The sequence below is a fragment of the Siminovitchia sediminis genome (assembly GCF_042680885.1).
GTDB classification, from domain to species: domain Bacteria; phylum Bacillota; class Bacilli; order Bacillales; family Bacillaceae_C; genus Siminovitchia; species Siminovitchia sediminis.
In genome coordinates this window covers 122,132-134,821 of the sequence record NZ_JBHUEO010000005.1, presented here as the reverse complement: position 1 = coordinate 134,821, position 12,690 = coordinate 122,132, and the positions used below count along the sequence as shown (strand labels likewise).

Genomic DNA, 12,690 nt, shown 5'->3' with positions numbered 1-12,690 from the left:
GGTGCCTGTTTTTTTTATAAAATATCAGCTGCCAGCTGTGCCAGGTTGGATCTTTCCCCCTTGATGAGTTTAATATGGCCTGCAGCACTGACTTCTTTAAATTTCTCCAGTACGTACGTTAAACCGTTATTGTATTCATCAAGATAAGGATGGTCAATTTGCTGCGGATCCCCCATCAAGACAATTTTGCTGCCCTCCCCGACTCTTGTTAAAATAGTCTTTACTTCATGTTTTGTAAGGTTTTGTGCTTCATCAATGATGATAAATTGCTTTGGAATGCTGCGTCCTCTTATATAGGTCAGGGCTTCAACCTCTATGGAGCCCATCCCGGCGAGAATGGAATCCAATTCCCCAGGCTTTTTAGTATTAAATAAGTATTCAAGATTGTCGTAGATCGGCTGCATCCACGGTCTTAATTTTTCCTGCTTCTCCCCGGGCAGGTACCCGATATCCTTGCCGACAGGAACAATAGGGCGAGCAACGAGCAGTTTTTTATAGCTCTTCATATCTTCTGTTTGCATAAGCCCTGCAGCAAGAGCCAATAGGGTTTTTCCCGTACCGGCTTTACCAATCATTGTGACAAGTTGAATATCCGGACGAAAAAGGAGCTCGAAAGCCATGGTTTGCTGCACATTTCTTGGCTTGATTCCCCAAATCGATTCAAAGTGAGTAACCAATTTTCTGATTTTTGTACCCTTCTCGTCCACTATGCCGAGACCTGAGGAAGAACTCCCCAATACATCCTTCATCAGGATAAACTGGTTCGGGTACAAGGCATGATGATTGGTTACATCCAAACTTGAGATTTCTCCCGATTCATAAAAAATTCTCAATACGTCTATATTTACAAATACCTCTTGGACGCCGGTATATAAATGATCGACCTCCACAACCCGATCGCTCAAAAAATCTTCCGCCTGCAATCCGAGTGCATCTGCTTTTACCCGCAATAACGCATCTTTACTTACAATAATGACCGGCTTTCCTTGCTCTTTCTTTTCTTCCTCAATTGCGATATTTTTGGCCACCGCCAAAATACGATTGTCATTCGTTTTTTCTAAAAATATATCTTGCAGCTGATGAAAAGACCGATGGTTCAGTTCTATTCTTAAGGTTCCCCCATTTTCAAGAGAGATTTTTTCATGTATTTTTCCTTTTTCCCTGAAGCCGTCTATCAATTTGGAAACGTGTCTCGCATTCCTGCCAATCTCATTCATATATCTTTTCTTCGAATCCAACTCCTCAAGCACAACGGCCGGTATAATAATTTCGTTGTCTTGGAATGAAAAAATGGCGTTGGGGTCTTGTAACAAGACATTTGTATCTAACACGTAAATTTTTGTCAAATTGATGCCTCCTGCTCCTTTTTAATATCATATGATGCTTTAGATCGGCCGGTTCCATTAGATATTATTGTACAGGGACAGCTCTTGTCTGAAATATATGTATCCATGCATAAAGTTAGAATTCTTATTGCACAATATAAAAAATCAATAAAACTGACATCATGGTTTCAGGAGGAATTTGCGAATGAAAAAAGCAATATGGTTCTGTTCAGTTCTTCTTCTGGGTGCATGCGGCGGACAAGCCGATGAGCCTCAACAAGAGATGCAGCCATCCCTTCAACAGACAAGAACAGAAATGAATCAGGAGGATCCAGCCGGGGTAAGTGATGAAGATCGTGCAGATTACTTGGCCAGACTCGCTTCGAATATGCCTGGTGTAAGGAATGCTACTGCTGTGGCAGCCGGTGACTATACCGTTATCGGAATAGACGTGGATAAAGATTTGGACCGTTCGAAAGTGGGTTCAATTAAATATGCTGTGGCAGAAAGCATCAAACATGACCCACTGGGAGAAGGAGCATTAGTAGTGGCTGACCCGGACATCAATGCACGGCTAAAAGAAATAAGACAGGATATGGAAGCCGGTAGACCGCTTCAGGGGATTATTAACGAGTTGGCTGATATTACAGGAAGATTACTGCCTGAGCTGCCGCCCCAGGAAAATCACCAAAACCCGCAAGATGCCCAGCAAAATCAGGACAATGAGATGGACAAACAAGACCGGCAGGAGCTTCAAAATGAACAGGAGAAAGAATCACGGGAACAAAAATAATAATGCTGGCAATTCAAGCTGCTGTGGCTGCATGTTATAATGAAAGAGGATAACTCATTCTTAAACTGAGGTGGTCAGCTTGAAAGTTCAATGCGTCATTTGCGATAAACAACAAGAACTGGAAAATGACACACCCCTTGCAAAAAAACTAAGAAATCGGCCGATTCATACGTACATGTGTGAAGAATGCCATAAAAGAATCGAAGATAAAACGAAAGCAAGATTTGCAAGCGGGCAATTTCAGTTATACAGCTTTAAGCGAAAAAAGAGGGATTTTTAAAGGAAAAGCGGAGGGCCCCTGCTCAGGGGCGACTAGCGCTGGAGGTCCAGACATATGAAGTCGTTCTACAGACTTCATTGACTGGACCGAAGCGACCTCGAGCCCCTGCCGTCCGAAGCTGAACAATTAGAAAAGCCAAGAGTAGCGTTCATTAAAGAAATAGCGGATTCTTTTTATGTAAAAGCAAAAAGACCGAAAGCCGATCCAAATCGGTTTGAGGTCTTTTTAAATGTTTCCTGCTTTTTTCTCCTTATTTAGCCTGATTTTGTAGATGATAAGGATTAAGGCTGCAATAACCAATCCTTCTGCAATCGGAAGGAAGATTGCAAGAAAAGTGAGCATCGTACAGCCAACAAACATAAAAATATAAATGATGGCTGATTTTAACAGCGGAAGTTTTTTGGCAAAACCAAGTTTATACACCAAAATACATAATCCAAATATTGTAAAGAACATGAGCCAATTCGCTGTTTCTGCACTTTGGGTCTGTTGATAATAAAACTTTAAAAAAGGAGAAAATCTGTCAATTGCAGCTTGGTCTGCTTTTGTCAAGCCAAGAACAAAAAACAGACTACCCATGAAATTCATTCCTGCTACCTCCTAAACCTTTAGAAAGGGATTCCTTTAAAAAGGAATCCCAAATAAGCATATCATATTTTGATGTCAGGTTAACCTATTTCACCAAACTTTTTCTTTTTCGCCGCTTTTTCCCGTTCATTTTTGTTCAAAATTGTTTTTCGCAGGCGAATAGATTCAGGCGTTACCTCACATAACTCATCGTCATTCAAGTATTCCAAAGATTCTTCCAGGGACATAATTTTCGGCCTCTTAATGACTGTCGTTTGGTCTTTCGTGGCAGACCGGACGTTTGTTGCATGTTTTGTTTTCGTAATATTGACAGCCAAATCATTATCCCGGTTATGCTCCCCGACGATCATACCTTCATAAATTTCCGTACCTGGTTCAACAAAGATAGTACCTCTATCTTCAATGTGCATAATTCCGTATGTGGTCGCTTTACCGGTTTCCATTGAAACTAGCACTCCTTGTCGGCGGCCTCCAACTTGTCCCGCTGCCATAGGCTGATAGCTGTCAAAGGTATGATTCAGTATTCCATAGCCGCGTGTGATAGACATAAATTCCGTTCTATACCCAATAAGTCCTCTTGCAGGGACATGAAAGATTAATCGGACCTGGCCTTTTCCATTGTTCATCATATCGAGCATGGTTCCTTTACGGGTACCGAGTGATTCAATGATACTCCCGGTATATTCTTCAGGTGTATCAATTTGAACGTGTTCTATTGGTTCACAAAGGGTACCATCAATTTCTTTTACAATCACCTGCGGTTTGGAAACTTGAAGTTCAAAACCTTCCCTCCGCATATTTTCAATCAGTATGGAAAGGTGGAGTTCTCCCCTGCCTGAAACAATCCAGGCATCTGGAGAATCTGTTTCTTCTACCCGCAGGCTAACGTCTGTTTCAAGCTGGGTTTTAAGCCTTTCCTCTATTTTGCGAGCTGTTACAAATTTCCCTTCTCGGCCGGAAAATGGGCTGTTGTTCACAGAGAAAGTCATCTGTAGAGTCGGTTCATCAATTTTTGGCATGGGAAGAGGATCCTGATAGTCTACAGGACAAAGAGTTTCTCCAACGTTAATATCCTCCATGCCGGAAACCGCCACAATGTCTCCGGAAGATGCCTCTTGAATTTCAGTTCTTTTTAAGCCGAAAAAACCAAATAGCTTGGTTACACGAAACTGCTTTATGCTTCCGTCCTGTTTCATTAAGGCCACTTGCTGTCCGACCTTAATGGTTCCACGAAAAATCCTTCCGATTCCGATCCGGCCGACATAATTGTCATAATCCAATAACGACACCTGGAGCTGAAGCGGTTCATCTCTGTTCTCCGGCGGTGCCGGGATTTTTCCCAAGATCGTCTCGTATAAAACTTCCATCGTTTCATCCTGCTGATCAGGTTCACGGCTTGCTGTCCCGTTAATCCCTGAAGCATATATCACAGGAAACTCCAATTGCTCATCGTTTGCGTCCAATTCTATAAAAAGCTCCAATACCTCATCAACGACTTCCGCCGGCCGTGCAAATGGTTTATCAATTTTATTTACTACAACGATAGGCGTCAAGTCTTGCTCGAGAGCTTTTTTTAATACAAATCGTGTTTGCGGCATACATCCTTCGTATGCATCCACAACTAGTAGTACGCCGTCCACCATTTTTAGGATACGTTCTACTTCACCGCCAAAATCAGCGTGTCCGGGTGTATCCAAAATGTTAATTTTTGTATCTTTATATTGAATAGCGGTATTTTTTGCCAAAATTGTAATTCCCCGCTCACGTTCCAAGTCATTTGAGTCCATCACCCTGTCTTCTACTTGCTCATTGATACGGAAAGTGCCGGATTGCTTGAGAAGCTGATCGACCAATGTAGTCTTTCCATGGTCAACGTGGGCAATGATTGCTATATTTCTTAAATCGTTTCTTGTTTTCAAAGTAGTTCCTCCTGCCTGAATAAATGCAAGTTTGCATATAACTCAGTAATTATATCACAGTAGTGGTCAAGTAGTTAATTTTTTTGTACAATAAAAGGATGAGGAGGGCGAACAATGTGAATGGCATAAAATGGAATTTTTTAATATTGGCTATCGTTGCAGCGTTTTCTATTATAGGAGCGGGTTTTTCCCTCGGTGCCGGGAGTATACTTGGTATGATGATCTGTCTTATCGTTTTGATTGCAGTGATGGGATATGGTTTTGCCACAAAGAAAAAGTTCAAAGAGTCGGGAAAATTATAGTAACAAGTTGCTTTAAACCTGAAAACATATTCAGCAACGGCCCAGCACACAGCTGAGCCGTCTTTTTAATTCATACCTTTTGACAGATAGTCCTGAATAATCTTTTCATGCAACCCCGGACGGGCGACGAGAATCGAGTTCTTTCCCAGTAAATGCAGCGGCTCTCCTTTTACATTTGTTACCTTGCCGCCTACTTCTTCCACAATAATTTTTCCTCCGGCAAAATCCCAAGGCGACAACCGCATCGTTATATATGCATCCAGTCTTCCGGTAGCAACAAAAACAAATTCCAAGGCCGCCGACCCGTAGGAGCGAGTCCCTCTGACATCATTCACGAGCGGTACCAATGTATCTTTCGGTTCCAGCAGCCGATTGGAAGTAAGCCATGTTGAATTAATGCCGATTAACGCTTGCTCTAACGGCACCTCTTTCAAAGGAGGAAGTTTCATGTCATTCCAATAAGCCCCTTCCCCCGCCTTCGCATAATAGAGTTCTTTAAATACAACGTCATAAACATAACCCAAGCGCGGTGAGCCATCTTCATAAATTCCTATGGAAATCATAAAATTGCGCTGCTGGTGGACAAAATTGGTTGTACCGTCAATCGGATCAATGATCCAGACAATCCCCTCCAAGTCTGTCAATGGATCACCAAATCCCTCTTCACCTAAAATGTGATGGCCAGGAAACGCTTCTCTGATTTTATCTGTAAAAAATTGTTCAGTTTCCTGATCGATATTTGTTACCAAATCATCCGGATTTGTTTTGTACATAATTTCGGGTGATGTTTTAAAAGAAGTGACAATCTTATTACCGGCTTCTTGAAGCCACAATTTGACCTGTTGATCAATCCTCGTCCAATTTTCCATTCGTATCCTCCGTATATCTATGCTTACCTAACAGCTTATTGAATATCGTTGTTCATTTCAAGCGATGATCAGAAAATGCAATGCTGAGATCCCTGGAGACAGGTACAAGGGAAAATAATGGGAGCTTAACAGGTTTGACGAGAGTTGACAACGCCATTCCTTGCCTGTTTTTTTCTCCCCCAGGATCATTTATTTCTTTCTCAAAAGGCCTGACACATGCCCGCTGTCAACAGCCGCCTCAGACCGTCTCCAGCAAGCGCAGAACATAGGCAGATTAACCCGGGTTATGTGGTGCTGCCGAAGCTCCAGTTACGAGTCGTTTTGGAATAAATATAGAAGTGGGAGTGATTTCCCGTGGTTTTAAACGAGGGCATTGGTCATCTGACCCCGAAAATATGCGTGCGGTTTAAATAAAATAGCAGATAAACATGTTAAACCCTAACTTTTAAAAAGACGAACTTCTTCATGAAAACATGAATGGAGTTCGTCTCAATTTCATTAAGTTTCCTATCCAATTTTATAAGGCTTCCATCTTCATCAATTCAGAGCGAATTCTTTCTAATTTGCGTTTTGCTTTTGTTTTCATATCTTCATCATTTTCCTGCATCGCATCAAATAAAACCGCAAGTTCATAGTTCAATTCTAGCTGCAGAACAGCAAGCTTCTGTTTATCCATAGACTTCTTTCGATAAGTGTTGACGACTTGCTTCATTATTAAACACTCCTTCCGGGATTAGTATGCAAGTGCTCACCTTATCAAATCGCTTACTATATCGTATGTTGCCGACGGTTTGCCGGTAACAAAATTGTGCACTTACCCAGCTGAATTATTACGATAAATGGCTTTAGTTAATCACTACCCGTCTGTCGATAATAATAAACACTTGTTATTCCTTGCCCAATTCTGGCATTCGAAGGAATTCGCCATCCTCCGCCTGCTTCATCTTTTTTACTGTCTGATATGCTGAATAGCCGCTCACCTCTTCAAAATCATTACAAATGTTCTTTTCATCTGCTTTACCCGGTACAATCTCTTTAAAACGCCGGTAAGCCTGCATCAGCTCACTTCTGTTAATTCCTTTCTCATACGCTCGCTCAATAGATTGAAAAAAGTGTATGACATCTACAATTTCCTCAGTTGTCCAATGATGGGAAATAGGATACTGATATTCCATTAATCAACACTCCATTTCAAACGTATTTTTCGCATCTTTGATCATCGATGTGATCAAATCGTGAGTGCAAATTTCATGAATCAGGCGACTGCTTGTCCGGCCCACCCGAAACCTTCTTCCGGCTTTCCTTCGTATATATACCTTTTGTTGGCTGTTCCGCTTATATACGGCTTTATTTCTCATATCCCGCCCCTGCCTGTTCTAGTTTGATAATTTGATTGGACCATGGCGTGGCATTTACACGACCCGGGGCTTTCAATGTTCTTTGATTTCTGCTGTATCCAATTCAGTGCTGTTAATCATTGCCTGCTTGTATTGTTCAGAGGCGTGAACACATTCAGTCGTGGAGATAAATCTTGTGCCCGTTTCTATTTCCTTTTGCTACGAGGCAAAAGGCCGCCATTATCCCTCTGCCGTCAGCAATACCGCCAGCGGCAATAACGGGAATGGTGACCGCGTCGACAACAGCGGGGATGAGTACAAACGTCCCTGTATCCTCTCTTCCGATATGCCCTCCTCCCTCCTGTCCAACCACTATAACAGCAACAGCTCCAAGTTCTTCAGCTTAAACTGCCTGGCGTTTGGACGCAACGAGAACGAGCTTGTTGACAGGGACTCCCTCCAGCAGTTTGAAAAATTTTTCCGTGTTACCGCCGGTCACAGATAACGCTCCCACCCCTTCTTCCATTGCAGCTTCAAGCATATCTTCGAAAGGGCGTCCATGCTGGCCAATAGCAAAATTTATGCCGAAAGGTTTATTTGTCATCGATTTTGTTTTTCTAATTTCTTTCTTTAACGCATCAGGAATTGGCAATGACATAGCTGTAATTCGTCCCAATCCCCCTGCATTGGATACCGCAGAAGCCAAGTCGGCATAAGCAAGAATCCTCCCTGTATGATCGCGCACTGAATGCCTAATATGTCTGTGACTCTTGTTTTCCAATTTTCCATTACTATCCACCCTTCCTTTTTGTTCTTTGCCTTCGTCTCACCTTTTGTAATATAAAAGGAGCTCCCATGTGGATGCTCCCTTGATAAACGTTTTTAATTTGTCTCTACAACTCTCCTTAAAGAACTTACAGGACCCTATTTTAACAAAGCATCAGGCTGAATAGTAAAAAACTTCATAGGAAATCATTCATTGATTTGAATTAATCCGGGATCTGCAATCTCATAGCCTTTATCCCGAAGCCCTGTGACGATCTGCTCCAGGCCATCTTTTGTCCACTCACGGTCGTGCATAAGCAAATTGGCGCCGTCTTGCAAATACGGAGTATTAACCATGATATCTGCGATTCCATCCTCAGTCATATAGTCTGGTTCCCAATCGTAGCCATATGTCCAGTTCATTAACAGCATCTGTTCCTCCTTCACTACCTGCTCACTAAAATCCGTATTATGACCTAAGGGTGCACGGAAAAACTTTGGCTTTTCCCCAGTTACTTTTTCAACTATTTCATTGACTGATAATATTTCTTCTTTCTGCTTTTTTTCTGGCAAAGTCGTTAAATCCGTATGGGAGTATGTATGATTTCCGATGTAAAACCCCAGATCATAAATCTCCTTTAACATCTCTTCTTTATCAGGGCTGTTAAGGAAATGTCCATTCACAAAAAATATAGCCGGCGCGTCCAATTTTTTTAATGTTTTTGCCATTTCCAATGCAAACTGATCCGGTGCATCATCAATGGTTAAAAGAACAACCCTGGGATTTGCGTTACTAATGGGCTCCAAAGCGTATTGATCATTTAACCTGTATTGCGGTGTATCCTCCCCCTTCTCCGTACCGTCTGGAACCGCTGAATCTTCTTCTGCTTCTTCAGGTTTTAAAGTTTGTTGCTGCTGTGAATCCTCCCTCTTTGGATGCTCATCTTCCTCCTGAACTGCAGGGTTTCCCCCGCAGGCTGCCAGTACCGAGACAGCAGCCAGAAATATGAAAAACTTTTTCATAAACTTCCCCTTCCGAACTGCTAAAATTTGGATATCTACCATTATACCTTTCTTTTTTATCCAATGATAGACTCCTGTTATTGACTACAAAAATGTTGAGTGTTGCAGCAGATCTAATGAAAGATAAATTCCCCCATACACAGCCAAACTTGCCACTGTAACAACTATTGCAACTTTATTGGATTGTACAATCATTTTTCCAAGCAAAAAAGCCAGATAAAAAAACACGGCAAATAATGTTGCCTTCGCAAGAATTCGGTCGTCTCCGGACAGCCATTCCACAACTGTAAAACCGCTCCAAATAAAGAATTGGGTGATCATAGCCACATATTTTTTCATACAATCTCACCAACTTTAAAAACTAGTCGCATTACTTTGTAAGAGTATATGCAGCTCTTAAGATACTTTTACGCGGAATGAACAAAAGCGTCAGGGGCATACCTTTTACGGCGCCTGGAGGAACATACCCATGCTGATGTGTCAGCCTTGCAGTCGCTGCTCAGCAGCTTGCCTCTATTACATCATGAAGAGCATACATGCATATCAGGGGCCAACCTCTGTGTTGAACATGCCATTATGTGGAGCACCGGATGATGTGTCCTGGTCGACAGGTGCTGAGCTGAACTCAACACAGTTGTTTACATCTAGGCCATACAGCATGGAAAAACCCATGGAACCAAGATTCCATGGGTTATTTCTTACTTCATGACATGTATAGGTGTTCCAAGTGCAATTTCTGCAGCTTCCATCGTCATTTCTCCTAAAGTAGGGTGAGCGTGAATGGTCATCGCTACATCTTCTGCAGTCATACCTGATTCTATGGCCAGTCCAATTTCTGCAATAATATCAGAAGCATTGGCACCTGCGATTTGGCCGCCGATAATTAATCCATCCTCTTTACGAGTGATTAATTTTACATATCCGTCTGTTTCATTGAGGGCGAGTGCACGGCCGTTTGCAGCATATGGGAATCTTGCTGCAATCACTTCAATCCCCTCATCTTTTGCATCCTGTTCCGAATATCCAACAGAAGCCAATTCAGGTTCAGAGAAGACTACAGCCGGAATGCCCAGATAGTCTACTTCGGAGGATTGTCCAGAGATGGCCTCTGCCGCAATTTTACCTTCATAAGAGGCTTTATGGGCAAGCATCGGGCCCTCAACAATATCCCCGATCGCAAAAATATTTGGAACACTTGTACGGCGTTGCTTATCGACTTCAATGACGCCTTTGTCATTCATTTTGACTCCAACTTGTTCAAGCCCCAGCTCATCCGTATTTGGCTTTCTTCCAACGGTAACAAGAACATAATCCGCTTCAATTGTATGTTCTTCCCCTTTTGAAGAGTAGGTTACTTTCACTCCGGACTCCGTTTCTTCCACGCTTTTTGCCTCAGCTTTTGTAATCACATTTACATTTTTCTTTTTCAGATTGCGTTTGACTAACGCAGTCATCTGCTTTTCGAATCCGCCAAGAATGTCTTTTTCATATTCGATAATTGTTACTTCTGTTCCAAAATTGGCGTACGTTGTTCCCAGTTCAATTCCAATATATCCGCCGCCGATTACAACAAGCTTTTCCGGAAGTTCATCTAAGTTAATTGCACCTGTTGAATCCAATACCCGCTTTGAATATTGAAAGCCCGGAATTTCAGTTGGACGGGAACCCGTTGCAATGATGGCATGCTTGAATGTGTAGGTTTGTGCAGAGTTTTCATCCATTACACGAATGCTGTTTTCATCGACAAAGTAGGCTTCACCCTTTACAATGTCGACCTTGTTTCCTTTTAGAAGCCCTTCTACACCGCTGGTTAATTTATTGACAACCCCAGCTTTCCATTCTTGGACTTTCCCGAAATCAAGTGTAACATTTTCCGCGGTGATGCCGATGTCTTCTGAACTTTTGGCTCCTTGGTAACGATGCGATGCGGAAATCAAGGCTTTGGAAGGAATACAGCCTACATTCAGGCACACTCCTCCAAGATTTCCTTTTTCGACAATCGTTACTTTTTGACCAAGCTGTGCTGCGCGAATGGCTGCTACATAGCCGCCTGGTCCGGCACCAATGACAATCGTGTCTGTTTCAATTGGAAAATCTCCTACTACCATACTCTACGCCTCCATTAATAAAAGTTCGGGATCACTTAACAAGCGCTTGATGTGATTTAATGCCTGCTGTCCGGTTGCGCCGTCAATAATCCGATGATCAAAGCTCAATGATAATGCTAACACAGGAGCGGCTACAATTTCACCATTTTTCACTGTTGGTTTTTCCGCAATTCGTCCGATTCCGAGTATCGCAGTTTCCGGATGATTAATGACTGGCGTAAACCACTGTCCTCCAACTGAGCCGATATTCGTAATGGTGCATGAGCCTCCTCGCATTTCATCCGGGCTCAACTTTCCTGTTCTGGCTTTATCTGCCAGTTCATTGATTTCTTTGGAAATGGCAAACACCGATTTGGTATCTGCACGTTTCACCACGGGAACAAGCAGCCCTCTATCCGTATCGGCCGCTATACCAATGTTGAAATAATGCTTCTGAATGATCTCTTCTGTTTCATCATCCAGAGACGTATTTAGAGCAGGATATTCTCTTAATGCACTCACCAAGGCTTTTACCACATACGGCAAATAGGTCAATTTAATATCTTTTTCAGCAGCTATAGCCTTGAACTTCTTGCGATGTGCAACAAGCGCGGAAACATCCACTTCATCCAGCAGCGCAACATGCGGTGCGGTATGTTTGGAGTTGACCATTGCCCTGGCGATGGCTTTTCGGATACCCGTCATTTTTTCTCTTGTTTCCGGGAATGCGCCCTCCGGAACTTCCACTGTTTTCGATGGTGCAGATTTTTCTTGAGGAGGCGCCTCCTCTGGATTGGCTGCTGCTTTTTTTTCTGTAGATGGAGGTGCACTTATAAAGTCATCAATATCAGATTTCAAGATTCGGCCATTTTTTCCTGAACCTGTAACTTCGTGAATGTTTACGTTGTTCTCGCGTGCATATTTTCTGACAGAAGGCATTGCGATCACTCGCTGATTGGAACTGCTTTCCGATTCAGCAGATTCAGGCTGCGCACCTGCACCGGTTGTTTCGGGCTGTGCCTCTTGTTTATCTTCAGTCTTCACTTCTTCTTTCTTTAAATCTTGTCCGCTTTCGGCAGTTGATTGAACATTTTCTTCCGTTGTTTCTTCTCCCTCTTCATTGTCCCCCTTGAATTTAAGGTCCTCATATCCAGGGGCATCAATTTTGATGAGGGCATCTCCGACGATAGCCGTCTCTCCTTCGTTAACCAGTATTTCTTCAACTGTACCGGCAACGGGAGATGGTATTTCTACTACTGCCTTATCATTTTGAACTTCACATAACACATCATCTTCTTCTACCTTTTGGCCCGGTTCCACGAACCATTTAACGATTTCGCCTTCGTGAATCCCTTCACCGATATCAGGCAGTCTAAATTGAAATGACAATGTATTCACCCTC

13 protein-coding genes and 1 pseudogene are annotated in these 12,690 nt (G+C 42.6%); 3 read left to right on the top strand and 11 right to left on the bottom strand.

Annotated elements, in window-relative coordinates; translation table 11 throughout:
* Positions 1–14: 14 nt before the first annotated feature.
* Positions 15–1,346, bottom strand: a complete 1,332-nt coding sequence (locus tag ACFSCZ_RS03195; protein WP_380772299.1) for a PhoH family protein — start codon at positions 1,344–1,346, stop codon at positions 15–17.
* 184 nt (positions 1,347–1,530) lie between these two features.
* Here ACFSCZ_RS03195 and ACFSCZ_RS03190 point away from each other — a divergent pair, with 184 nt between their 5' ends.
* Positions 1,531–2,118 (top strand): YhcN/YlaJ family sporulation lipoprotein, encoded by a 588-nt coding sequence (locus tag ACFSCZ_RS03190; RefSeq protein ID WP_380772298.1) that lies wholly within the window; start codon positions 1,531–1,533, stop codon positions 2,116–2,118.
* Between the two features lie 79 nt (positions 2,119–2,197).
* Positions 2,198–2,398, top strand: coding sequence for a YlaI family protein (locus ACFSCZ_RS03185; protein WP_380772297.1), 201 nt, complete (start codon positions 2,198–2,200; stop codon positions 2,396–2,398).
* 225 nt (positions 2,399–2,623) lie between these two features.
* Here ACFSCZ_RS03185 and ACFSCZ_RS03180 read toward each other — a convergent pair whose 3' ends face one another.
* Positions 2,624–2,986: a YlaH-like family protein gene (locus ACFSCZ_RS03180; RefSeq protein ID WP_380772296.1), complete on the bottom strand. Its 363-nt coding sequence runs from the start codon at positions 2,984–2,986 to the stop codon at positions 2,624–2,626.
* Between the two features lie 80 nt (positions 2,987–3,066).
* Positions 3,067–4,905, bottom strand: a complete 1,839-nt coding sequence (gene typA, locus ACFSCZ_RS03175; protein ID WP_380772295.1) for a translational GTPase TypA — start codon at positions 4,903–4,905, stop codon at positions 3,067–3,069.
* Between the two features lie 116 nt (positions 4,906–5,021).
* Between typA and ACFSCZ_RS03170 the strand changes: the two genes are divergently transcribed.
* Positions 5,022–5,207 carry a YlaF family protein gene (locus ACFSCZ_RS03170; RefSeq protein ID WP_380772294.1) on the top strand — a complete coding sequence of 62 codons (186 nt, stop codon included), beginning with the start codon at positions 5,022–5,024 and terminating at the stop codon, positions 5,205–5,207.
* 65 nt (positions 5,208–5,272) lie between these two features.
* Here the strand turns inward: ACFSCZ_RS03170 and ACFSCZ_RS03165 are convergent, their stop codons facing one another.
* The 8 genes and pseudogenes from ACFSCZ_RS03165 to ACFSCZ_RS03130 form a co-directional block, all read right to left on the bottom strand.
* Positions 5,273–6,076 carry an inositol monophosphatase family protein gene (locus ACFSCZ_RS03165; protein ID WP_380772293.1) on the bottom strand — a complete coding sequence of 268 codons (804 nt, stop codon included), beginning with the start codon at positions 6,074–6,076 and terminating at the stop codon, positions 5,273–5,275.
* A 517-nt stretch (positions 6,077–6,593) separates the two neighbouring features.
* Entirely contained in the window at positions 6,594–6,788 is a 195-nt protein-coding gene (locus ACFSCZ_RS03160; RefSeq protein ID WP_380772292.1) for a hypothetical protein, read from the bottom strand.
* Positions 6,789–6,963: 175 nt separating this feature from the next.
* Entirely contained in the window at positions 6,964–7,251 is a 288-nt protein-coding gene (locus ACFSCZ_RS03155; RefSeq protein WP_380772291.1) for a UPF0223 family protein, read from the bottom strand.
* Positions 7,251–8,202 (bottom strand): annotated as a pseudogene (locus ACFSCZ_RS03150) (NAD(P)H-dependent flavin oxidoreductase). The gene ACFSCZ_RS03155 and the pseudogene ACFSCZ_RS03150 overlap by 1 nt, the downstream one beginning before the upstream one ends.
* A gap of 183 nt (positions 8,203–8,385) precedes the next feature.
* Positions 8,386–9,201 carry a polysaccharide deacetylase family protein gene (locus ACFSCZ_RS03145; protein ID WP_380772290.1) on the bottom strand — a complete coding sequence of 272 codons (816 nt, stop codon included), beginning with the start codon at positions 9,199–9,201 and terminating at the stop codon, positions 8,386–8,388.
* 84 nt (positions 9,202–9,285) lie between these two features.
* The gene (locus ACFSCZ_RS03140) at positions 9,286–9,540 is read right to left on the bottom strand and encodes a hypothetical protein (protein WP_380772289.1); all 255 of its coding nucleotides are present in this window, start codon (positions 9,538–9,540) and stop codon (positions 9,286–9,288) included.
* Positions 9,541–9,899: 359 nt separating this feature from the next.
* The gene (lpdA, locus tag ACFSCZ_RS03135; RefSeq protein ID WP_380772288.1) at positions 9,900–11,309 is read right to left on the bottom strand and encodes a dihydrolipoyl dehydrogenase; all 1,410 of its coding nucleotides are present in this window, start codon (positions 11,307–11,309) and stop codon (positions 9,900–9,902) included.
* A gap of 3 nt (positions 11,310–11,312) precedes the next feature.
* Positions 11,313–12,677: a dihydrolipoamide acetyltransferase family protein gene (locus tag ACFSCZ_RS03130; protein WP_380772287.1), complete on the bottom strand. Its 1,365-nt coding sequence runs from the start codon at positions 12,675–12,677 to the stop codon at positions 11,313–11,315.
* Positions 12,678–12,690 lie beyond the last annotated feature (13 nt).

Excerpts from the sequence above, each read along its gene's own strand:
- ACFSCZ_RS03190 (WP_380772298.1), top strand. The coding sequence starts at position 1,531 with ATGAAAAAAGCAATATGGTTCTGTTCAGTTCTTCTTCTGGGTGCATGC.
- ACFSCZ_RS03180 (WP_380772296.1), bottom strand. The coding sequence starts at position 2,986 with ATGAATTTCATGGGTAGTCTGTTTTTTGTTCTTGGCTTGACAAAAGCA.
- ACFSCZ_RS03165 (WP_380772293.1), bottom strand. The coding sequence starts at position 6,076 with ATGGAAAATTGGACGAGGATTGATCAACAGGTCAAATTGTGGCTTCAA.
- ACFSCZ_RS03160 (WP_380772292.1), bottom strand. The coding sequence starts at position 6,788 with ATGAAGCAAGTCGTCAACACTTATCGAAAGAAGTCTATGGATAAACAG.
- ACFSCZ_RS03155 (WP_380772291.1), bottom strand. The coding sequence starts at position 7,251 with ATGGAATATCAGTATCCTATTTCCCATCATTGGACAACTGAGGAAATT.
- ACFSCZ_RS03145 (WP_380772290.1), bottom strand. The coding sequence starts at position 9,201 with ATGAAAAAGTTTTTCATATTTCTGGCTGCTGTCTCGGTACTGGCAGCC.
- ACFSCZ_RS03140 (WP_380772289.1), bottom strand. The coding sequence starts at position 9,540 with ATGAAAAAATATGTGGCTATGATCACCCAATTCTTTATTTGGAGCGGT.
- lpdA (WP_380772288.1), bottom strand. The coding sequence starts at position 11,309 with ATGGTAGTAGGAGATTTTCCAATTGAAACAGACACGATTGTCATTGGT.